The organism is Nocardioides sp., from assembly GCF_050699375.1.
Taxonomy (GTDB): Bacteria; Actinomycetota; Actinomycetes; order Propionibacteriales; family Nocardioidaceae; genus Nocardioides.
The window spans coordinates 1-19,889 of record NZ_JBOHDN010000290.1 but is presented as its reverse complement, the minus strand read 5'-3'; the positions used below and the strand labels follow the sequence as shown (position 1 = coordinate 19,889).

Annotated in this window: 17 protein-coding genes; 8 read left to right on the top strand and 9 right to left on the bottom strand. The window is 69.4% G+C overall.

Features of this window, described 5'->3' with window-relative positions; all coding sequences use genetic code 11:
* Positions 1 to 447: DUF402 domain-containing protein (locus tag ACRDPS_RS20845; protein WP_431503579.1), on the top strand; the 447-nt coding region annotated here is incomplete at its 5' end.
* Positions 448 to 552: 105 nt separating this feature from the next.
* Here the strand turns inward: ACRDPS_RS20845 and ACRDPS_RS20840 are convergent.
* Positions 553 to 1,875 carry a threonine/serine ThrE exporter family protein gene (locus tag ACRDPS_RS20840; RefSeq protein ID WP_431503578.1) on the bottom strand — a complete coding sequence of 441 codons (1,323 nt, stop codon included), beginning with the start codon at positions 1,873 to 1,875 and terminating at the stop codon, positions 553 to 555.
* Between the two features lie 83 nt (positions 1,876 to 1,958).
* Between ACRDPS_RS20840 and ACRDPS_RS20835 the strand changes: the two genes are divergently transcribed.
* The gene (locus ACRDPS_RS20835; protein WP_431503577.1) at positions 1,959 to 3,086 is read left to right on the top strand and encodes a glutamate--cysteine ligase; all 1,128 of its coding nucleotides are present in this window, start codon (positions 1,959 to 1,961) and stop codon (positions 3,084 to 3,086) included.
* 39 nt (positions 3,087 to 3,125) lie between these two features.
* On the opposite strand, the gene ACRDPS_RS20830 is transcribed toward ACRDPS_RS20835, so the two are convergent.
* The 4 genes from ACRDPS_RS20830 to ACRDPS_RS20815 form a co-directional block, all read right to left on the bottom strand.
* Positions 3,126 to 4,238, bottom strand: coding sequence for an FUSC family protein (locus ACRDPS_RS20830; protein WP_431503576.1), 1,113 nt, complete (start codon positions 4,236 to 4,238; stop codon positions 3,126 to 3,128).
* Positions 4,239 to 4,454: 216 nt separating this feature from the next.
* Positions 4,455 to 5,105, bottom strand: a complete 651-nt coding sequence (locus ACRDPS_RS20825; RefSeq protein WP_431503575.1) for an HNH endonuclease family protein — start codon at positions 5,103 to 5,105, stop codon at positions 4,455 to 4,457.
* Positions 5,106 to 5,142: 37 nt separating this feature from the next.
* Positions 5,143 to 6,405, bottom strand: a complete 1,263-nt coding sequence (locus tag ACRDPS_RS20820) for a site-specific DNA-methyltransferase (RefSeq protein WP_431503574.1) — start codon at positions 6,403 to 6,405, stop codon at positions 5,143 to 5,145.
* Positions 6,406 to 6,415: 10 nt separating this feature from the next.
* Positions 6,416 to 7,012, bottom strand: coding sequence for a hypothetical protein (locus ACRDPS_RS20815; RefSeq protein WP_431503573.1), 597 nt, complete (start codon positions 7,010 to 7,012; stop codon positions 6,416 to 6,418).
* 90 nt (positions 7,013 to 7,102) lie between these two features.
* Between ACRDPS_RS20815 and ACRDPS_RS20810 the strand changes: the two genes are divergently transcribed.
* Positions 7,103 to 7,693, top strand: coding sequence for a mismatch-specific DNA-glycosylase (locus tag ACRDPS_RS20810; protein WP_431503572.1), 591 nt, complete (start codon positions 7,103 to 7,105; stop codon positions 7,691 to 7,693).
* A gap of 185 nt (positions 7,694 to 7,878) precedes the next feature.
* Here ACRDPS_RS20810 and ACRDPS_RS20805 read toward each other — a convergent pair whose 3' ends face one another.
* Positions 7,879 to 9,114, bottom strand: coding sequence for a hypothetical protein (locus ACRDPS_RS20805; RefSeq protein WP_431503571.1), 1,236 nt, complete (start codon positions 9,112 to 9,114; stop codon positions 7,879 to 7,881).
* A gap of 330 nt (positions 9,115 to 9,444) precedes the next feature.
* On the opposite strand from ACRDPS_RS20805, the gene ACRDPS_RS20800 reads away from it, so the two are divergent.
* Together ACRDPS_RS20800 and ACRDPS_RS20795 are read left to right on the top strand one after the other, a co-directional pair.
* The gene (locus ACRDPS_RS20800) at positions 9,445 to 13,500 is read left to right on the top strand and encodes a carboxypeptidase regulatory-like domain-containing protein (protein WP_431503570.1); all 4,056 of its coding nucleotides are present in this window, start codon (positions 9,445 to 9,447) and stop codon (positions 13,498 to 13,500) included.
* A 111-nt stretch (positions 13,501 to 13,611) separates the two neighbouring features.
* On the top strand, positions 13,612 to 15,456 hold the full coding sequence (locus ACRDPS_RS20795) for a hypothetical protein (protein WP_431503569.1): 1,845 nt from the start codon (positions 13,612 to 13,614) through the stop codon (positions 15,454 to 15,456).
* Between the two features lie 9 nt (positions 15,457 to 15,465).
* Here the strand turns inward: ACRDPS_RS20795 and ACRDPS_RS20790 are convergent, their stop codons facing one another.
* A complete protein-coding gene (locus ACRDPS_RS20790; RefSeq protein ID WP_431503568.1) occupies positions 15,466 to 16,005 on the bottom strand; it encodes a TOPRIM nucleotidyl transferase/hydrolase domain-containing protein in 540 nt (179 codons plus the stop codon).
* 74 nt (positions 16,006 to 16,079) lie between these two features.
* Here ACRDPS_RS20790 and ACRDPS_RS20785 point away from each other — a divergent pair, with 74 nt between their 5' ends.
* Together ACRDPS_RS20785 and ACRDPS_RS20780 are read left to right on the top strand one after the other, a co-directional pair.
* Positions 16,080 to 16,829: a helix-turn-helix domain-containing protein gene (locus tag ACRDPS_RS20785; RefSeq protein ID WP_431503567.1), complete on the top strand. Its 750-nt coding sequence runs from the start codon at positions 16,080 to 16,082 to the stop codon at positions 16,827 to 16,829.
* Positions 16,823 to 17,605: a hypothetical protein gene (locus ACRDPS_RS20780; RefSeq protein WP_431503566.1), complete on the top strand. Its 783-nt coding sequence runs from the start codon at positions 16,823 to 16,825 to the stop codon at positions 17,603 to 17,605. Before ACRDPS_RS20785 ends, ACRDPS_RS20780 begins: the two co-directional genes overlap by 7 nt.
* A gap of 2 nt (positions 17,606 to 17,607) precedes the next feature.
* Here the strand turns inward: ACRDPS_RS20780 and ACRDPS_RS20775 are convergent, their stop codons facing one another.
* Together ACRDPS_RS20775 and ACRDPS_RS20770 are read right to left on the bottom strand one after the other, a co-directional pair.
* Positions 17,608 to 18,216, bottom strand: coding sequence for a nucleoside/nucleotide kinase family protein (locus ACRDPS_RS20775; RefSeq protein WP_431503565.1), 609 nt, complete (start codon positions 18,214 to 18,216; stop codon positions 17,608 to 17,610).
* Positions 18,209 to 18,997, bottom strand: coding sequence for a helix-turn-helix domain-containing protein (locus ACRDPS_RS20770; RefSeq protein WP_431503564.1), 789 nt, complete (start codon positions 18,995 to 18,997; stop codon positions 18,209 to 18,211). Before ACRDPS_RS20770 ends, ACRDPS_RS20775 begins: the two co-directional genes overlap by 8 nt.
* Positions 18,998 to 19,159: 162 nt before the next feature.
* Between ACRDPS_RS20770 and ACRDPS_RS20765 the strand changes: the two genes are divergently transcribed.
* The coding region (locus tag ACRDPS_RS20765) for a hypothetical protein (RefSeq protein WP_431503563.1) at positions 19,160 to 19,889 on the top strand (730 nt) is incomplete at its 3' end.

Here is a 19,889-nt window from a genome sequence, read left to right as displayed (position 1 = left end):
GGCGAGGACGAGCACGGTGATTGGATCGGGCATCCGGTCGGCACCGAGTTCGCCCGCCCGGGGCATGGGTGGGTCGCCGACTGGGACTCGGTCAGCGTCGTGCCACGCCGCGACGCGGCTCACTTCGCGGCGTTCAACCGGCCCAACGACAAGGTGAGCTCGCAGATCTACATCGACATGTGCACGCCGCCGGTGTGGCAGGACGCGACCGTCACCGCGATCGACCTGGACCTCGATGTGGTCAAGAAGTTCGACGGTTCGGTCTACATCGACGACCAGGACGAGTTCGAGCAGCACCAGCTCGAATACTCCTACCCGCCCGAGATCATCTCAATGACCGAGGACTCCGCCGAGCGCGTCTACCTGGCGGTCAAAGAGGGCCGGGCGCCGTACGACACCACTCCCGAGCGCTGGTTCGAGGCGCTGAGCCTTCATCAAGGTATGTAGCCGAAGGCACACATCCCTCGCGGAGCTCCGCCAGGGATGTGTGCGTTTCCCTGCATACCCTTCGCCAGGCCCAGGACACCGCGTCGGCGAAGTCCCGGCCGCGGCTCACCCGCCCGACTTGGTGGTGCGTCGCAGCGGCCCGACCAGGCGCGGACCCGAGAGCCGGGTCTCGATGCGCCAGGCTCGCCGCTGGAGCGGCTGGGCGATGTATTCACCCAGGATCACGCCGGAGGCCAGGGCCAGCGCGACCGAGGCGGCGGTGAAGAGGGCGACCAGGCCGACCGAGGTGGTCGCGGGCGTCTCCTGCGCGAGCATGGAGAGACCGCGGTAGATGGAGTAGCCGGGCAGGAACGGCACGGCTCCGGAGACCACGACGACCAACGGCGGCACCTTCAGTCGCGAGGCGACCGCGTACGCGACCAGACCGACGAACAACGAGGCCACGGCGACCCGCCAGGTGCGGCCGACGTCGCCCGGGACCGCCACCGAGATGGCCACGGCGATGCCGGCCACCACCGCGATGGGGATCAGGGTGCGGGGAGGAGCGTAGGCGGAGTACGCGAAGGCCGCCGCGGCGACCGCGCCGCCCACGACGGACACGGTGATCGACTGGAGCGAGTTGCCGACGGTCGACACCGAGGCCACGATCTCCACGCCGACAGCTCCCGCGAACGCGAGGCCGCCGGTGACACCGGCGATGATGCCGGCGGTGGAGACCAGCGCTTCCATGATCCGGGCACTGGCCGTGACATGAAAGCCGGTCAAGGCATCTTGCAACGCGCCCATGAACGCGATGCCGGCCAGCATCACGGTGATGTTGGCCGTGATCGAGTTGGAGACGTCGAGGTCCAGCGGCAGAGCCGCGGCGACGACCGCGAACAAGGTGGCCAGACCGGCGCCCGCGACCTGCAGGTAGAACGCCGGCAGCTCCCAGCGACGCGACATGAAGAACTGCAGCTGGTCGATCGCGGCGGCGGAGATGAAGGCGAGGGTGGCGACGCGAAGATCACCACCGAGGTAGACCGTGAGCGTGCCCGCCATCATCGCGATGCCGAGCGTGACCGCCCACCTCGGACGCCGGTGGCCGCCCGAGACGATGCGGCCGAGCTCGATCCGAGCACCCTGGAGATCGATGTCGTCGCTGACGACCTTGCGGACCAGGTGGTCGACGGCGGTCAGGTGGTCGTAGTCGGTGGTCCGGTTCTTCACCTGGCGGGTGGTGTGGACCGGGATCGCCTCCGGGTCGGCCTGGTAGCTCATCGCGAGGCTCGTGTAGGTGACGTCGATCTCGGCACCACGTAGCCCCAGATGCTGAGCGAGCGACCTCATCGTCGCGGTCACGTCAGCAGCCCCGGCGCCGGTCGACATCAGGAGCTCGCCGACGCGTAGGCAAAAGTCGAGAGTCAGGTTCACCTCACGCGCATCCACCGTCAAATGGTGCCATCGACTCGGTGAACGACAGGCATTCACGACGCTCGACAAACACGCCAGGTCAGGGAACGCTTCGTATCATGCGGATCGACTTCCACCCATCGCCGCGGCCGACCCTCGGCCTCGAGTGGGAGCTCGCGCTCGTCGACCGGCAGACACGGGACCTGGTCAACGTCGCCGACCACCTTTTCGCGCGGGCCAAGGCGCGGGTCCCGTTCCCCGGGCGGATCCACAGGGAGCTGCTGCGCAACACCGTCGAGATCGTGACCGGAATCTGCGCGACGGTCGAGGAAGCGGTCGGTCAGGTCCGCGAGACGGCCACCGGAGTCGTACGTGCCGGTGACGATCTCGGCGTGGATCTCTTCGGCGCCGGGACCCATCCGTTCGCCTCCTGGACGACGCAGGAGCTGTCCGCGGGGCATCGCTACGAGGAGCTGATCAACCGCACCCAGTGGTGGGGGCGGCAGATGCTGATCTGGGGGGTCCATGTCCACGTCGGCCTTCCCGAGCGGGACCGGATCCTGCCGGTGCTCAACGGGCTGCTCACCTACTACCCGCACTTCCAGGCTCTCTCGGCGTCCTCGCCGATCTGGGCGGGTGTCGACACCGGCTATGCGTCCAACCGCGCGCTGATGTTCCAGCAGCTCCCGACCGCGGGGCTGCCGTTCCAGTTCGCGACGTGGGCGGAGTTCGAGGCGTACGTCTCGGACCAGACGACCACCGGCGTGATCGACGACATCAGCGAGATCCGCTGGGACATCCGGCCCTCACCCAGGATCGGCACGATCGAGAACCGGATCTGCGACGGGGTCGCGAGCGTCCAGGAGCTCGCGGCGATCGCGGCGCTGGCGCACTGCCTCTGTATCGACCTGGACACACGGGTCGCGGCCGGCGAGCCGGTGGCCACGATGCCGCCGTGGCACGTGCAGGAGAACAAGTGGCGCGCCGCGCGCTACGGCCTGGACGCGATCGTGATCCTCAACGACGCCTCCGAGGAGCGCCTGGTCACCGAGGACCTCGCCGAGCTGCTGGTGCGACTGGAGCCGGTGGCCGCACGCCTCGGCTGCGAGAAGGAGCTCGCCGGAGTGCACGACATCATCCACAGAGGTGCTTCCTACCAGCGACAACGCGCCATCGCGGCGTCCACCGAGGGTGATCTCGTCGCGGTGGTCGACTCGGTCGTACGTGACCTGCGGGGGTCGCTGTAGCGGCGGGTGTGGCGCTCGGATGCTCACCGAGGCGAGCATTCAGCGGGGCAGCGGCGGCAACGCGTCGGTCGCCTCGAACTGTCCCATCCCGGTGACCCCGAGCAGGTCGACGATGATCGAGCGCAGCTGGACGAGGATGACCTCGGCGTTGATCGAGTCCGTACGCTCGGCCCGGGCCGTGTGCTCGGCGACGGTGAGCAGCACCGTCCGCGCCTGCTCGACCAGTCCGTCGGAGGTGCGGCCAGCGGCGAGCTCGGTCTCGACGACGTCGACGGCGTCGGCGAGCCCGAAGGCGAGCTGGTAGTAGGACTCCGGCACCACGTCGCCGCGGTAGGCCGAGACCGCGGCCTGCCTCACGAGCACCCGGGTGCTCCGAAGCGCTCGGTCGAGCGGCTCGACGAGCTCGGCCATGCGATGTACGTGGTGGCGATGTCGGAACCGGAACGGCGAGATGGCCAGCACCGACATGCCCTCGTCGGAGGCGTCCTGCAGCTCGCGGATCAGCGGGTCGGTGGCGCGCGCGTCGGCGAGCACCTTGAGCCCGTAGACCGCGTCCGCGTCCAGCATCACCTGGCCCGCGGCCCGCAGCAGCGAGGCGATCTTGCGGGCTACGACGGCGGACTGCTCACCGGGCCGCCGCAGCGGTGCGGCGGGCACGATCGAGGCGGCCACCAGCGCGACCGCACCACCGATCAGGGCGTCGGTCCAGCGCGTGAATGCCGCGCCCGGGGTCGGCAGCAGCCCCATGACGAAGATCGACTGCACCGCTGCCTGGTTGCGGAAGACCTGGCCCGAGGAGATGAAGATCCCCACCGACATGGCCATCCCCACCACAAGGATCATCTGCCAAGCGCCCTCGCCGATGATCTGCACCACGACGTCGCCCAGGAACACCCCGAGCGCCACCCCGATGGTCACCTCGGTGACCCTCCTGAGGCGCTGCCCGTACGAGGTGCCGAGGCTGACCACCGCCGCGATCGGCGCGAAGACCGGTTGCACGTGTCCCAGCAGCCCGGCCGCGATGAACCACGCCGCACCGGCCGCCAGCGCGGCCTGCAGCACGTGCCACCGTTTCGACTTCAGCCGGGCGAGCCGGCGGCGTACGTCGGAATCGACCTGCTCGCGACTCAGCCGCGGGGCAGGGATGCGCATGGCCATGATCCTATCGACCCCGATCGCGCCGAGAGGTCGATCCCGCAGGCCGAGAGGTCACCCCCGCAGGCCGAGACGTCACCTTTGCAGGCCGAAGCGTCACCTTTGCAGGCCGAGAAGTCACCGTGGTGACTTCTCGGCCTGCACAAGCGACTTCTCGGCCTGCGCGGGTGACTCCTCGGCCTGCAGAAGTGACGTCTCGGCGCGAGCGAAAGGTCAGCGGGCGAGCTCGACGGAGACGGCCTGGTTGCCGCAGCCGTCGGCCGAGACGAGATCGGTGAGGGCGGACTTCTCGGTGCTGTCTACGGAGAGGCCCCAGCGGATCTTCACCGAGACGTACTCCTTCAGGTAGCGGCAGTGCTCGAGATCGGGCATCCACTCGGCCGGGTCGGCGTCGGACTTCTCCTGGTTCTCGTTGTCGGTGACACCGACGAGCGAGCCGTAGAAGCCGAGGTCGTTGGCGTAGTCGCGGCGCTCGGTGGAGGACCAGCTGCGGGCGCCGGAGTCCCACGCCTCGGCGAGCGGCACCATGTGGTCGATGTCGATGTCACCGGTCGCGGTCCAGGAGGCGCCGTCGTAGTAGGAGTACCAGCGACCGCCCGAGAGCGAGCAGCCGGAGCCGACCGTCGGCGCCTCGTCGGCCTCCTCGATCAGCACCTCGTATCGGGAGTTGCACCCGTCGCCGTCGGCGTCGATCCAGTGCTCGAAGAGGTCGCGGTCGTAGCCGGTGCGGTCCTCGGCCGCGACAGGAAGGTCGCCGACGGCGGTCGAGAGCGGCTGGGAGTAGGACTCGGCGTGCGCTGCCGCCGGAATCGTGAGCGGCACGAGGGCGCCGCAGGCAAGGATGAACAGGCCACGCAGTTTCATGGGGGTCTCCCCGAGGTGAGAGGTGTACGGGCGGCCCTCACGATGCCGCGTTTTGCACGCCCCGTGTAACACCGTTACCAGATGTTGCAAGAAGTTCACCCAGTGCGCACTCGGCCAGCTCGGCGGCGTCGCCGTTGCCATGAGCCGCGACGACGGCGCGCAGCCGGGCGCGGGTGATGTCGGAGACGTACGTCATCTCGGCCCGCGCCGCGTTCGAGCCGGGCCGCGTCTCCTCGGCGATCTGGACCGACCAGCACGTACGCCGCCCGCCGTCCTCGGCGTTGGCCAGCGCGACCGCGTGACCGGTGGTCCCGGAGCCGGCGAAGAAGTCGAGGACCCTGACGTCGGTCGGCATCGTGGCCAGGATCCGCCGGATCAGCCCGGTCGGCTTCGGCGACTCGAACAGCGGCCCGACCAGGGATTTCATCTCGGCGACAGCGGTGTCGGTCGAGCCGATCTCCTCGGTCAGCCAGATGGTGGTGAGCTTCTTGCGCCGTGCGTCGCCGGAGGCGTCACGCGAGAGCCAGTCGCGTTGGTAGACGTCGACGCGCTCCCCCAGCTTCCCGCGTACGCGACGGCACATCAGGTCCTCGGGACGGGCCGCGATCAGGGGCGCGCTCCACCGCCAGACCGCCGGACGACCATCACCGAAGACCGGCCAGATCTCCTGTCCTCCGTCGAACGGCTCGACGTCGACGCGACCGGAGTCGGGGTCTCCCCAGACCGGGAAGTGCAGCGACCTGGCGGTCGCCGGGTTGAACTTCTTGTTGGTGTTGCGCAACGGCAGCCGCCGATAGTGGCGCCCGTCGTCGGTGACCAGCGGGAAGTCCTGGTCGTTGACCGCCTCGGGGATGCTCGACTCCAACGCACACGCACGGGCGTCCGCGGCGTAGACCAGAAGATATTCATGAGACGTCGCGAACCCGTTGCCGAGCTGACGTCCCTTGGGGTTGAGGTTGACCACGATCTGCGCGAGCTCGTTGCGCTCGCCGAAGACCTCATCCATCAAGATCTTGAGGTACGCAGCCTCGTTGTCGTCGATGGAGACGTAGATCGCCGCGCGCTCGGACATGACGGTGCGCGCCGCCTCCAGGCGAGGCCTCATCATGGCGACCCAGGCCTCGTGGCGGCCGGCCCGGCGACCGTCCCCGCCGCGACGGTCGTCGTGGTAGGCGAAGAGGCTGCCGGTGTTGTAGGGCGGGTCGATATAGATCAGGTCGAACTTCTCCCCCGCGCCCGCCAGAGCCTGGAGTACGTCGAGGTTGTCCCCCTCGACGAAGGTGTTCCACGGCTCCCCCACGCGGGGAACGTTAGCCGACGGCGAGGTCAGCCGAGAGCAACGCGACCGATCGCTCGGCTACCAGGCACTGGATCTTGGTGCTCTTCGGCGGCTGGATCTCGAGCACCACGTCATCGCCGGACCCGCTGGCGGTGATGGTGGCGGGGTCGGGGGACTCGCAGCCGTCGTGGACCGTCTGGGCGTAGAGCCGCTGACCGGCCGGCACATGCTGGAGCAGCCTCGTCGCCTTTGTGGTGAAGGGGCGCTGGAGCGAGGTGGCCAGGGTGGCGGCGTACTTCTTGATCGCGGCCGCGTCCGCGAGCGGTGTCGCCGTCTTCTCCAGCGGTCCCTTGGCCGCGCCACCGGCGGAGACCAGACCACGCACGGCCTTCTGCGAGCTCGGCGGGCGGGACGGCTCCGGCTGGGGCTTCGGCTTCGCGGTTCCGGACGAGGTCGACGGGGCGGGCGAGGCCGGCGCGGAGGACGCGGGTGCGGAGGAGGCGGGCGGCGACGAGGCAGGGTCTGATGAGCCCTGGCCGGGGTCGCTCGCATCCTCGGCGGTGCCGCAAGCCGTGAGCAGGAGCGCCGTCGCAGCGAGTGCGAGTGGGAGAAGACGCGTGGGGGGCATACCTCACATACTCCCCACGGCACCCGACCGTTGCACCCCGACAGGCGGGGCCCGGCGTTCAAAGAACGGCTCGGATGGAAGGATCGGGCCGTGGCACGCTTCACTCAGGCCGAGCTCCAGACCTACTACGGCGCCTCGGTCCCCGACCTTCTCCCCGCAGACGACCAGCCCCTGCGCCTCCTCTTCGTGGGCATCAACCCCGGCCTGTGGACCGCCGCGACCCAGACCCACTTCGCGCACCCGCTCAACCGCTTCTACCCCGCCATCTTCCGCGCCGGGATCACCACCCGTCCGATCGACGCCTCCGCCGGGATGACGGAAGCGGACCGCGACTACTTCCGGGCCCGCGGCATCGGCTTCTCCAACATCGTCCACCGCGCGACGGCGAAGGCCTCCGAGCTCACCCCCGCGGAGCTCCGGGACGGCGGCGCCGAGCTGTTCTCCCTGGTCACGCGCAGGCTGGCCACACAGAAAGACCCTGCCGTCGTCGCGATCGCCGGCATTACGGCGTACCGAACTGCTTTCAACCGCCCCAAGGCCAAACAGGGCCGCCAACCCGAGCCGCTGGCCGGCTCCGAGCTCTGGGTCGTGCCCAACCCCTCGGGCCTCAACGCCCACGAGACCGTCCCCACTCTCGCCGCCGCCTACGCCGAACCCGCCCGGGCCGCCGGCATCCTCTGACCCGCCGAGAAGTCACCTCTGCAGGCCGAGAGGTCACTTCTGCAGGTCGAGAAGTCACGCCGGTGCCCACTCGGCCTGCATTTCTGACGCCTCGGCCAGCAGTTCTGACGCCTCGGCCAGCAGTTCTGACCCCTCGGCCTGCATTTCTGACCTCTCGGCCAGCGCTTCTGACCTCTCGGCGAGGGTCAGAAGCCTGAGGGAGGCTGCGGCAGGTCGGGGACGCCGAGCTTGGCGAGGAGTGAGATCGCGTCCTCGACGGAGACGCGGGAGGACTGGGAGTGGAGCATGTCGTCGACGGCGAGGTCGACCTCGGCGGTGAGGCAGACGAGTACGTCCTCGCCCTCGGCGTCGGCGGGGCCCTGGAAGGCGAGCACGGGCAGGTAGGCGAGGTCGAGGGACGCGGTCTTCTGCAGGACACGTACGGCCGCGAGCACCTCACCACGCGGATCCAACACCTCCAGCGGGCGACCCTCCACGGACGCCGCTTCCGAGGCGGGAACCGTGACGACGCCGGCGGTCGAGGGGATGTCGTACTGCTCGATGACCGCGACCCCACCCGGGTGCACCACGACCGCCTCGAGCTCCCTGCCCCCGAGGCTCACGTTGAGCACGACCAGCGCCGACTCCAGCTGTCCCAGCGCCTGGCGGAGCTTCTCCTCGCCGAAGGTCTCCGGTGCCCCGAGGTCGAGCATCCAGCCGCCGCCCGCGGTCGCGACCCACGCGGCGGTCTCCTGCTCCTTCAACGCGACCAGCTTCTCGGCCTCCTGGCGCAGCCGGTCGCGCTCGATCGCCGCGTCATGGGCCCGACGACGCTCGTCATCGAGCTCGGCGCGCAACATCGCGACCTCGCTCTCGGCCATCTGCTGCAGCTCGCGGCGCCGCTCGGCCTCCCGGGCCCGCCCCTCGGCCTCCTGCTTCTCGGCGCGCAGCCGGGCGACCTCGAAGCGGCGTACGCCCTCCTCCAACAGCCCGAGCGTGCGCTCGGAGACCGCGACGTCGGCACCGGACTCCAGCCGGTCTCGCAGCGCACCCCAGTTGACCTCGGGATGGTCGGTGACCAGGGACTCCAGAACCTTCAGGAGTACGTCCTCCTCGACCCCGGCGCGCGAGGCCAGGCTCGACTGGTTGAACCTCACCGCGGCCGGCGCAACCGACGCCGCGGGCACGGCGGCCCCCGAAGAAGCCCCCGAAGAAGCCCCCGAAGAAGCCCCCGGAGATGCCCCCGAAGACGCCCCCGAAGAAACAGGCGGAGACGGAGCCAGGCTCCACTGCCCCGGAGGACTCTCGACGAACCCGCCGGACCTCAAGATGGCAAGCAGCTCGGCCTCGGTGAGCAGGACCCGCTTCCCCTTCAGCGCAGCGCGCAGGACCTGCAGGCTCAACGGAGCCCGCAGGCGCAGGATCTCGGCGACGGCCGGCATGGAGGAATGAGGCATAGGGGCAGACATCGGTTGGTTCGAACGTAGCTCTCGCAGGCGCCGCGATCGTACACCGGCCCGCCGACAGTTCTCGGCGGGCCGCATACCACAGGCACATCTCTACCCCCGGGGGCAATGACCCGCCGGTGTCATATATCCCCGCCACCTTTACTATACCAGTTGGCGGGATTACGACAATGGCGTGATACCGCCTAGGGTTTCCGGCGAAAAGCCGGGACGCCGAAACATTTCAAGCGGATCGTCATCCTTTGCATTGTCCATCCGTCCGCTCGGGCGCTCGGGGCGCGACGGACACCTGCAAGGAGAACAGCCTTGAGAAAGTTACGCATCGGCCGCTCGGCCATCGCAGTAGCAGCAGGACTCGCCACAGCCGCCATGCTGGCAACCCCAGCAAGCGCCTTCTCGCTCACCGCCGCCAACACATCGAAGTCGGCGGATGCGAAGGACAAGCTCACCTCCACCATCAGCAAGAAGTTCGACGCCGAGGACAAGGTCGACTTCTGGGTCAAGATGGAGGCCAAGGCCAACCTGACCTCCGCCAAGGACATGAAGGACTGGGACGCTCGCGGCCAGTTCGTCCACGACCAGCTCAGGTCGACGGCCAAGGCCTCTCAGGCCGGCGTCATCGACCAGCTCAAGGCCTCGGGAGCCGACTACAAGAGCTACTGGCTCTCCAACCGAGTCCTCGTCGAGGACGGCACCGAGGAGCTCGCCCTGAAGCTCGCCGCGAGCACCGCGGTCGAGCAGATCGGCGCGACCCACAAGTACGAACTGATCGAGCCCGTCAAGACCAAGAAGACCACCGACGAGTCCAGCCCGGCCTCCGTCGAGTGGGGCCTCGACTTCATCAACGCCCCCGAGGCCTGGGAGCTCGGCGCCACCGGTGAGGGCATCGTGGTCTCCAGCGTCGACAGCGGTGTGGACGTCACCCACCCGGCCCTGGCCCACGGCTACCGCGGCCTCCAGGCCGACGGCACCCTCGACAACGACTACAACGCCCTCGACACCTCCGGCTCGTGCGGCGCCACCGGCGACCCGTGCGACACCGACGGTCACGGCACCCACCCGATGGGCACGATGATGGGTGACGACGGTGCCGGCAACCAGATCGGCGTGGCGCCCGACGCCAAGTGGATCGAGGCCAACGGCTGCGACTCCTGCTCGGACGCCGACCTGATCGAGGCCGGTCAGTGGATCGCCGCCCCGACACGTACGGACGGCTCCGACCCCGACCCGACCAAGCGGCCGCACGTCGTGAACAACTCGTGGGGCTACACCGCCGCGGGCACGATCGACGACTGGTTCCAGGAGGTCACCGCGTCGTGGGAGGCCGCCGGCATCTTCGGCGCCTGGGCCTCCGGCAACGCCGGCCCGGGCTGCGACACCACGTCCTCCCCGGGCGCCAACACGGCCAACTACTCGGTCGGAGCCATCACCTCCACCGGAGCCATCGCGGGCTTCTCCTCGCGCGGCGCCGGTGAGGACGGCCTGGTCAAGCCCAACATCGCGGCTCCGGGAGCGAACGTACGCTCCTCCGTCCCCGGTGGTGGGTACGCCAGCTACAACGGCACCTCGATGGCCGCACCCCACGTGGCCGGCGCCGTCGCCGCCCTCTGGAGCGCCGCCCCGTCACTGATCGGTGACATCGAGGGCACCAAGGCGCTGCTCAACGAGACCGCCGTCGACGCCGACGACACCTCGTGCGGTGGCACCGCGGAGAACAACAACGTCTTCGGCGAGGGCAACCTCGACCTCCTCGCCCTGGTCAACGCGGCCCCGATCGGTGACATGGGCACCGTCACGGGCACCGTCACCGACGCCGCCGGCTCCCCCATAGCCGGCGCCGAGGTGCTCGTCGACGGCGAGCGCGACCGCACCCTCACCACCGACGCGAGCGGCTCCTACACCGCTCAGGTCACGGTCGGGACGTACGCCGTCTCTGCCTCTGCCTTCGGCTTCCTCGTCTCCGCTCCGGAGAGTGTGGATGTCGCCCTGGACGAGACAGAGACGGTCGACATCACACTCGAGGCAGCACCCGGCCACGCCGTGTCCGGCACGGTGACCGACGCGGGCAGCGGTGACCCGTTCGCGGGCATCACTGTCACCATCGACGCGCCGATCGACCCGGTCCGGACCTCGGCCGAGGGCACCTACACCTTCGCCGAAGTCCCTGAGGGCACCTACACGATCTCCATCGCCGGCGGCTCCTGCACGACGCCGTTCAGCCAGGAGGTCACCGTCGACGGCGACGAGACGGTCGACGCCGCGCTCAACAGCCTCATCGACGAGTTCGGCTACTTCTGCTCGGTCGGGTCCGACGGCGCCGCGACCGGCGACACCGAGGTCGACCTGACCGGCGACGACGCGAGCGCAGCGGTCACGCTGCCGTTCGACTTCTCGTTCTACGGCGAGAGCTACGACCAGGCCTGGGTCTCCACCAACGGTGCCCTGAACTTCCTGGGCGCCAACTCGGCCTACTCCAACTCCACCATCCCGAGCCCGTCGGTGCCGAACGCGGCGATCTACCCGCTCTGGGACGACCAGGAGATCGACGCGGCCGCGGGTGTCTACACCGGCACCACGACCGTGGGCGGTGTGGACGGGTTCGTCATCGAGTGGCGCGGCATCCACGCGCTCAACAACGACGCGGGGACCCTCACCACCTCGGTCACGCTGCTCGCCAACGGCGAGGTCATCATCGGCTACGACGACGTGGCCGACGACGCCCGGGCGAAGGGCAGCTCGGCGACCATCGGTCTCGAGAACACTGACGGCACCATCGCCTCGCAGTACTCCTACAACACCGCCGCGGTCTCCTCGGGCCTCTCGGTCCGCTACGACACCGCTCCGATGGGCACCGTGACCGGCACGGTGACCGACCTCAACACCGGCGACCCGATCTCCGGCGCCACGGTCACCCTCACCGGCGACGACACCGAGAGGACCGCCACCACCGGCGAGAACGGCACCTTCTCGAAGAGCGTGCTCACCGGCAACTGGACCGTCAAGGCCTCGAAGGCGAAGTACGCCGACGAGTCCGGCTCCGTGACGGTCGCCGACGAGGCGGAGGTGACCTTCGACGCCGCGCTCGCGGCCGGGAAGATCACCGTCGCGTCCGACGGCGACCTGTCGGAGAACCTGCGGATGGGCGAGCTGCAGGAAGAGACGGTCACGGTCACCAACGAGGGCACCGCGCCCGCGTCGGTCGACGTGAGCGCCGGTGGCGGCTCCTTCGAGTCGGCATCGACCAGCGCCCTGAAGGCACCCGAGGGCAAGGCGACGATCATGAGGTCGACCACCCCGAAGGGCACCCTCGGCAAGGGCTCGAACGCGCTGAAGCAGTCGGGCGCGAAGTCCGGCAGGACCATGACCCCGCAGGCGGCTCCGGTTCCGGCCGGCGAGGTCTCGATCACGCACAGCGCCTCGCAGGAGATCGCGGCCGCCAACTCGGCCGCGTGCTGGGATCAGGTCACCACAGACCTCAACCAGTACCTGCGTACGTTCACGCTCTCGGACTTCGGTCTGAACGGCCTGGACGTCTCCAGCATCTCCTTCGGGGTCGAGACCAACACGGGCGACCAGCCCGTGACGGTCAACCTCTACACGCTGGAGGGCGCCCTGACGTACGCCAACATGACCCTCATCGGCTCCGCCGATGCGACGGTCCCCTCCGGTGACGGCCAGCTGGTCTCGGTGCCGGTCGAGGGCTCTGCCCCCGCCGGGTCGACGCTGGTGGTCGAGGTGGTCGCCCACGCCGGCGGCCGCTTCTTCATCGGGTCCAACGGTGAGGGCCAGACGGCTCCGTCCTACCTCGCCTCCGAGGCGTGCGGGATCACCGAGCCGGTCGACACCTCCGAGGTCGGCTTCCCCGACATGCACATCGTCATGAACGTGACGGGTGAGGAGGGCGGCGCGGCCGTCGACTGGATCACCTTCGACCGTACGTCGCTGACGCTGGACGCCGGTGAGTCGGCCACGGTCAAGGCGAGCGTGTCGGCCGACGTCGACCAGCCCGGAACGTACGCCGCGGAGATCGGTGGCTCCACCGACACTCCCTACGACGTCGAGCCGCTCGCGGTCACGATGGACGTCGCAGCCCCGAGGAGCTGGGGCAAGCTCGTGGGCACGGTGACCGCCGACGGCGGGGCCGGGCTCGAGGGTGCGATCGTCCAGGTCAACGGTGGCAAGGGCTATCGACAGACGCTGATCGCCGAGGAGGACGGTAGCTATGTCTACTGGATCGACTCGAAGCTCAGCCCGCTGCAGCTGATCGCCGCGGCCTCGGGGCATGTCCCCGAGACCAAGGACGTCACGCTGCGCAAGGGCAAGACGCTCCAGGCGAACTTCAGCCTGACACCGCTGCCCTGATCGGAACTGCGCTGATCCGCTGACCCGACGACCCGGTCTCTTGCCAGAGAGGCCGGGTCGTTGGCGTACGTCCCCTTTCCGTTCGCTGTAAGTTTTTGTGAAAGGAGGGGCATGTCTGCGATCAAACGCGTCACGAACACGTCCGAGGCCGAGGCGCTGGCGGTGCTGCTCAACGGCACCACCCGCACGAAGCCGACGGTGGTGGTGACGGTCGCGTCCGGCCACACCGAGCCGTACGCCGACGTGGAGAGGATCGCGGCCGAGATCGGCGACCTGGCCGACCTCTATCTGGTCACGACCGGCGGCCATACCTGGGCGTTCTCCAACAAGATGACGCCGGGCACGCAGGTCTACGGCGGCGCTGGGCGGGTCTACCCGGTCGGACTGGGGTGGAACACCCACCTCAAGGAGGCGCCGCTGCGGTTCGCGTGGAGCAGGTCCGAGGGCCGCAAGCTCACCGCGCAGCTGATCGACGACGCGCTCGACATGGCCGCGGCGGCCGGGCTCTTCGACGGCGCCCGCACGGTCTCCACCCGGGAGCGCCGCTCCGGCACGGTGGTCTCGATCATGAGCGAGCGGGCTCTGGTCGACCTCGGTTCCGGCGACCTCGCCTCGATCCCACCGCAGCTCGCCCAGGCGGGCGTGGCCATCGAGCGCGTGCTGGCGCCGGGCATGCTCGTCGACGGCGTCCTGGAGAAGAAGTCACGCTGGCTCGACATCCGCGAGAACCGGCCCTCTGCGGACGAGGCACTGAAGACGTACGCCGCGGGCGATGTCGTCCCCGCCGAGGTCCGTTCCGTGCTCGCCGGGTCGGCCGACCTGCGCCTGCACCCCGAGGTCACCGTCGAGCTCTTCCGCTCGGACGTGACCGGCGATCCCGACGACGACCTCCAGGCCCTCCTCACCCCCGGCGAGGTCGTCCTCGCGCGGGTCGTCGCCACCACCCCCAAGTGGCGGCTCTCCCTGCGCGACGTCGGCGAGCACGAGACGGCCCGCGAGGCCCTGTCCCTGTACGCCGGCGGGCCGCCCTGGCTCGACCCGAACGCTCCCGCTCCGGCTGTCGAGCCTGTCGAGAGCCCTGAACCCGCCGCCCCGGAAGGCGAGCCGCACTCACCGGTGGTCGAGCTTGTCGAGACCACTCCAGAGAAAACACCGGTCTCGACGAGCTCGACCACCGGAAGACCGGCGATCCCCAGCCCCGCGATGATGCCCCGCCGGAAGGGCGAACCGGTCCGGGCGGTCCGTCCTGCCCCCGCCCCCGAGCGCGCCCCCGAGCCCGAGCCGGCCCCCGCCCCGGCGAAGAAGGCCGCGGTGCAGTCGATGTCGCTGCAGGTCACCGCGATCAAGGCCGAGAAGGCCCATCTCGAGGCCGAGCTGGCCGATCTTCGTGACCAGGTCTCGGGCCTGCGCAACGAGCGGGTCCAGTTCGCCAAGGACCTGGCCCGAGCGGCGCGTCAGGTCGAGACGCGTGACGCCGAGCTGGCCCGGATGCGCTCCCAGCTGCGCCGCGCCAAGCAGCGGACCGCTCCGCCCGAGGTCGCCATCCCCGTCTTCGCCGACCGCGAGCGCGGCTTCCGCCACCTGGTCGAGGCCGCCTGGGCCCGTCGGATCCCGGTCGGCGAGCAGCCCACCCGTGCCCTGCCCGACTTCGCGATCGGCGAGAGGTTCCTCGACAGCGTCGACGCGCTCGAGGGCATCACCATCGACAAGATCGCCGATGTGGTCATGGAGGTGCTCACCGGCCTCGCGGATCAGTCGACCGGCCGCGAGCTCCACCAGCTGCGTACCTCTGCCGGCGGCAACTCCGCGCCACAGTCCCGGCCCGACGGCGCGGTCTGCTACCGCGTCTCGATGCAGATCCACACGCCGAGCGCGCGGCGGCTGCACTTCTGGAAGTGCCCCGACGGCACCATCGAGCTCTCCCGCGTCGTCGTCCACGACGACATGGAGCCGTAGGCGCTCGACCTAGCCCCAGCACCAGGTCAGCAGCCCGACCAGCGGATCCGGGATCTGCTCGAGCTCGACGGCCTCGCCGAGGATGGTTCCGTAGCGGATCTTGCGTCCCGACGCGGTCCCGAAGAACCGGTGCAGCTGGTCGGCGACCTCCTCGCCGCGGTGCTCGGGCTGGTTCTGCAGCGTACGGAACTTGCCACCCTCCCCGTTGAGCTCGAGGATCTCGACGATCCGTGCCGCCCCGATCGCCCGGATCATCTCGTCCTCCAGGTCGCGCCGGCACGCGAAGAAACCCTGCCCGGAGAGGTCCTCCCCGATCTGCCGGCCGAGCGCGTTCGTGACGAAGTGCTCCTCCGCCTCGTCGTAGAGTCCCCCGACCCGATGCCCAGCCGCCGTCGCCTCCCGGATGAACCGCCCGGCGTTCCCGGCACCGCCCATGGAGACGACCTCGATCCCGAGCTCGGCCAGCTCCACCCCGTAGCGCGGCGCCAGCGCCTCCACCAGAGCCTTGTCGGACTCCCCTTCGACGAGCAGCGAGATCGGTCGTGTCATGGCGGACACCCTAGAAGAACGTACGTCGGCCCGCCTGTTCCAGATATGGAATGCCATGGGTTAGCGTTGCATATATGGAACAGCATGTCGGCCGCCTCGTCACCGAGTGCATCGAGCGCTCGGGTCTCAGTGCTCGGCAGGTGGCCGCCCGCGCGGGAGTGTCCGCCTCGACGGTCCACCGGATCGTCAACGGCGTGGTCAGCCCGTCGGTCGACACCCTCGACAACATCACCACGGCCTGTGGCACCGGGCTGGCGATGAGCGCCGCTCCGCTGGCGACGCCGGCCGCCGCAGCAGGGGCGCGCGCCATTCTCGACCCGCTGTATCCGGCCGATGTGGCGCCCGAGATCGAGCTCTGGGCCGGCCGGCTCGACGCCTGGGCCGACGGCGACCCGGTCGAGATCATCGAGGAGGCCGCGCGGGCCTCCGGCGTACCGCACCGCCCAGATGTCGTCCGGCTGAGCGGGGAGGCCACCATCGGCCGGCTCGCCTCCGCCGGCGACGCGTCAGGACAGCGATGGGCACTCTCCGGCGCGGCCGGCCTGGACCTCCCGGCTTTCGACGAGGCCGTCCCCCGGATCTCGGTCCTGTGGTGCGAAGATCCCAGCGCGATCCGTCCGCTACTCACCGGCGGGACCCTTCGTCCGGCGTCCGCTCCGCACCGTTCCACCGTGATCGTCGCCGCTGCCGAGGCCGACCTGTTCCTCGGTACGTTCGAGCGTGACCGGGTCGTCTACGCCGCCCCGATCCAGATCGCCATCGACGCCATCTCGGTCGGCGGCGACGCCGCGGACCGCGCCCGCCAGGAGATCCGGACATGGTGACGAAGCAGCCCCGCTGGGCACCGGACCCCGAGACGTACGCCGACCGCAAGCCGACCACGGACGACACCTACCGCCCGGTCGCGGATCGCGAGGCCCAGATGCGCGACACCGGCATCTGGTGGACGGAGGTCGACACCGCCCGCATCCGCCCGAGCGACACCGAGCACGCCTGGCGACGGTTCCGCGCGCGGCTGCCCGAGCTGGTCTGGAACGCCGCGAGGCTCGAGGGCAACAGCTTCACCCTTCCGGAGGTCCGCAGCCTCCTCGCCGGCGTCACCGTCGGTGGCCACCTGGCCGAGGACGAGCTGCGGGTGCTGGCGCTCAACGAGGCGTACTGCGCCCTCCACGACCTGGTCGGCTACGGCACCTTCCGAGTCGACAAATCGACGTCCGACCGTCTCAACCGGATCGTCGCCCGCCACGAGACGCTCGACGCCGGAAGGTTCCGCGGCGAAGGCACTCTGCGCCGCAATGGCAGCGAGCTGCTCCGAGCCCGCTTCGCCACTCTGCGGGAGCGCCTTGCCGAGACCGACGACCCGAGGCTCCAGGCGCTGATCTACTTCTGCTCCGCCGCTCGGACCCGGTTCTACGCCGACGGCAACGAGCGCACCGCCCTTCTGATGATGACCGGCATCCTGATCTCGAACGGCTTCGACGCCGTGGATGTCCCGTACGTCCGGCGCCTCGAGCTCAACCACGCCCTCGACGCCCTCGTCAGCACCGACGACGCCACCGAGCTCATCGCCTTCCTCATCGACTGCGCCGCCTCAGGCTGATCTCACAGCACCAGATCCGCCCGACTCCGCGTCGCCCGCACCAGCGCCGCGTTGCGCAGATCGCTCTGGGCGATCTTCGCCTCCGCCTCCTCCCGCGACATCCCGCCGGCGAGAAACCGCTCGAGCAGCCTCGGCACGAGCACCTCGTCGGGTACGTCGACGAACCACGCCTCGTCCAGCAGCCCACGTACGTCCCGCCACGGCCCCTCATCGAACAGCAGGTAGTTCCCCTCGGTGATCACGATCGCCTCGTCCTCGATCACAACTCCTCCAGGCGTGGGCTCGTCGATCTCCCTGCTGAACGTCGGCCACTCCACCTGTCCACGCTGCTCCCGAACACGTCGCAACGCCGCCACATAACCCTCGGCGTCGAACGTGTCCGGCTCCCCCTTCCGCTCCCTCGCCCCCATCGCGTCCAGCTCAGCGTTGCTCCGATGGAACCCGTCCATCGGCGCCACTACCGCGACCCGTCCGGCGTCGTTGAGTACGTCCCGCACCCGGTCTGCCACCGTCGACTTCCCCGCCCCCGGCGGCCCGGCGATCCCCAAGACGAACCTGTCGATTGCCCGCCCCCGCACACGTTTCGCGAGGTCAGCGAGGGCATCAGGCACTTTCGTCATCCGTTGGTAGGAGCAGCGTTTCCAGGATCCTGTCTGCGGGGTCAGACAGATAGTCACTGCCGCTGTAGCAATCGAGCGCCACCTGCCACGGCTCGGCGTACCATCGCCCGTCGTCATCTGCCCAGCGGCCCGACTCGCTGAACCCGTCGAACGGAAGCAGGGTGATCGGCCAGCCCCACTCCTGGGGCCCTTTGAATACCAACCCGAGAGCCTCGATCACCGCCTCGGTGTCGTCGACATAGAACGTCGGTCGGACCTCACCAGCCGAAAGGACCAACCTGTTGGCCGCCCGGTCGCCGGTGGCAGCCCATTCGATCCCGGCGCCGGTCAGACCATCCGCGACCTCGTCCCAGGTGCGGTCCTGGCGTGCCATAACCACCTTCGGGCGGAACGCCAGCACCGCCGCACGGCCGGCTCGGAACGCGAAGGTCTGCAGGTCAGGAACTGTCACGTCGCCCGCGTCGTCGATTTCCAGGGTCCCGCTCGCAACCCACCGCTTGATCCAGTATTCGACGCTAGGCGGCTCCTCCCCAGCGCCTAGCACCCAGCGCGCCGTAGCCACGGCGACCGGGTCGGACACCGGGTCGAACCGCTCGTCGAGCCCGACCGCGTCGAGCAGCTTGAGAACCACGTCGTACGTCGGGTTCATCTTCCCCGACTCGACCCGGGTCACGGTCGACGGGGAGACCCCCGCCAGCGCCGCGACCTGGCGCGCGGACAGCGCGCTCATCATGCGCGCGGCGCGGAGTCGCTGAGCGAGGGTCAGGTCCATGCGTGCCAAATTACGCCTGGTGTTGCGGATCAGCAACACACTTCCCGCAGCAGCGCGCCTCATTGCCTGGGCAAGCCTGAGCGGAAGAGCTGTCGACGAAGGCGGCCGATCGAGAGCGGCAACCTCCTGGCCGAGTACATCTAGCCGCTAGGGTCGGAGCCGATGCTTGATGACGTACGCGACCACATCGACGAGCTTTACCAAGAGCTGGGCGTCTCCGGCGCCGGGCCGACCCTGGAGAAGCTCGCCCGCGACCTTCCCGCCGACAACCCAGGTCGCGCCGAGTACCTGACTTCGGCCGCTGAGTCCTACCGGGTGGCCGAACGCCTCGATGACGCCAAACGCTGCGTCCAGGAGGCGATCGTGGACGGCGGAGAGACCGTGCTTCTCCGTGAGGCGCTGCTGATCAACATCCTCCTCGATGAGGGCGACCACGACGGCGCCGACAAGGTCTCGGCATCTCTTCGGAAACGCGCGCGCGATCTGAGCGGCCTCGACATCGATCAGATAGCCGAGGCGTACGAGCTCGCCGACCGCCTCGAGCAGGCACATCGCTGGTACACGATCGCTCTGCGGCCCTATGAACCAGACGACGTCGCGCACGACATGACCGCCTCGCACGCAGCGATCTCGCGGCGCCGGGTACGCCGGCAGCTGGGCCTTCCCGAGGACAGGTTCGACGCGGCGGCGAAGCGAGCCCGGGCCGAGGCCACGGGCCGCGACCCAGATGACATCGACTCCGACACCCTACCGCCGATGGCGATTCTCTACTGGCCCAAGACCGAGTTCAAGCGCTACATAGCCCTCTTCCCCGAGCTCGCCGAGGGCTACGACTGGAACCACGCCGGTCACCGGGCCCAGGTGCAGGACACCTTGGTCAAACTCGCCGAAG

Coding starts and splice junctions, on each gene's coding strand:
- ACRDPS_RS20835 (WP_431503577.1), top strand. CDS start 1,959: ATGCGGATCGACTTCCACCCATCGCCGCGGCCGACCCTCGGCCTCGAG.
- ACRDPS_RS20830 (WP_431503576.1), bottom strand. CDS start 4,238: ATGCGCATCCCTGCCCCGCGGCTGAGTCGCGAGCAGGTCGATTCCGAC.
- ACRDPS_RS20825 (WP_431503575.1), bottom strand. CDS start 5,105: ATGAAACTGCGTGGCCTGTTCATCCTTGCCTGCGGCGCCCTCGTGCCG.
- ACRDPS_RS20815 (WP_431503573.1), bottom strand. CDS start 7,012: ATGCCCCCCACGCGTCTTCTCCCACTCGCACTCGCTGCGACGGCGCTC.
- ACRDPS_RS20805 (WP_431503571.1), bottom strand. CDS start 9,114: ATGCCGGCCGTCGCCGAGATCCTGCGCCTGCGGGCTCCGTTGAGCCTG.
- ACRDPS_RS20795 (WP_431503569.1), top strand. CDS start 13,612: ATGTCTGCGATCAAACGCGTCACGAACACGTCCGAGGCCGAGGCGCTG.
- ACRDPS_RS20790 (WP_431503568.1), bottom strand. CDS start 16,005: ATGACACGACCGATCTCGCTGCTCGTCGAAGGGGAGTCCGACAAGGCT.
- ACRDPS_RS20785 (WP_431503567.1), top strand. CDS start 16,080: ATGGAACAGCATGTCGGCCGCCTCGTCACCGAGTGCATCGAGCGCTCG.
- ACRDPS_RS20780 (WP_431503566.1), top strand. CDS start 16,823: ATGGTGACGAAGCAGCCCCGCTGGGCACCGGACCCCGAGACGTACGCC.
- ACRDPS_RS20770 (WP_431503564.1), bottom strand. CDS start 18,997: ATGGACCTGACCCTCGCTCAGCGACTCCGCGCCGCGCGCATGATGAGC.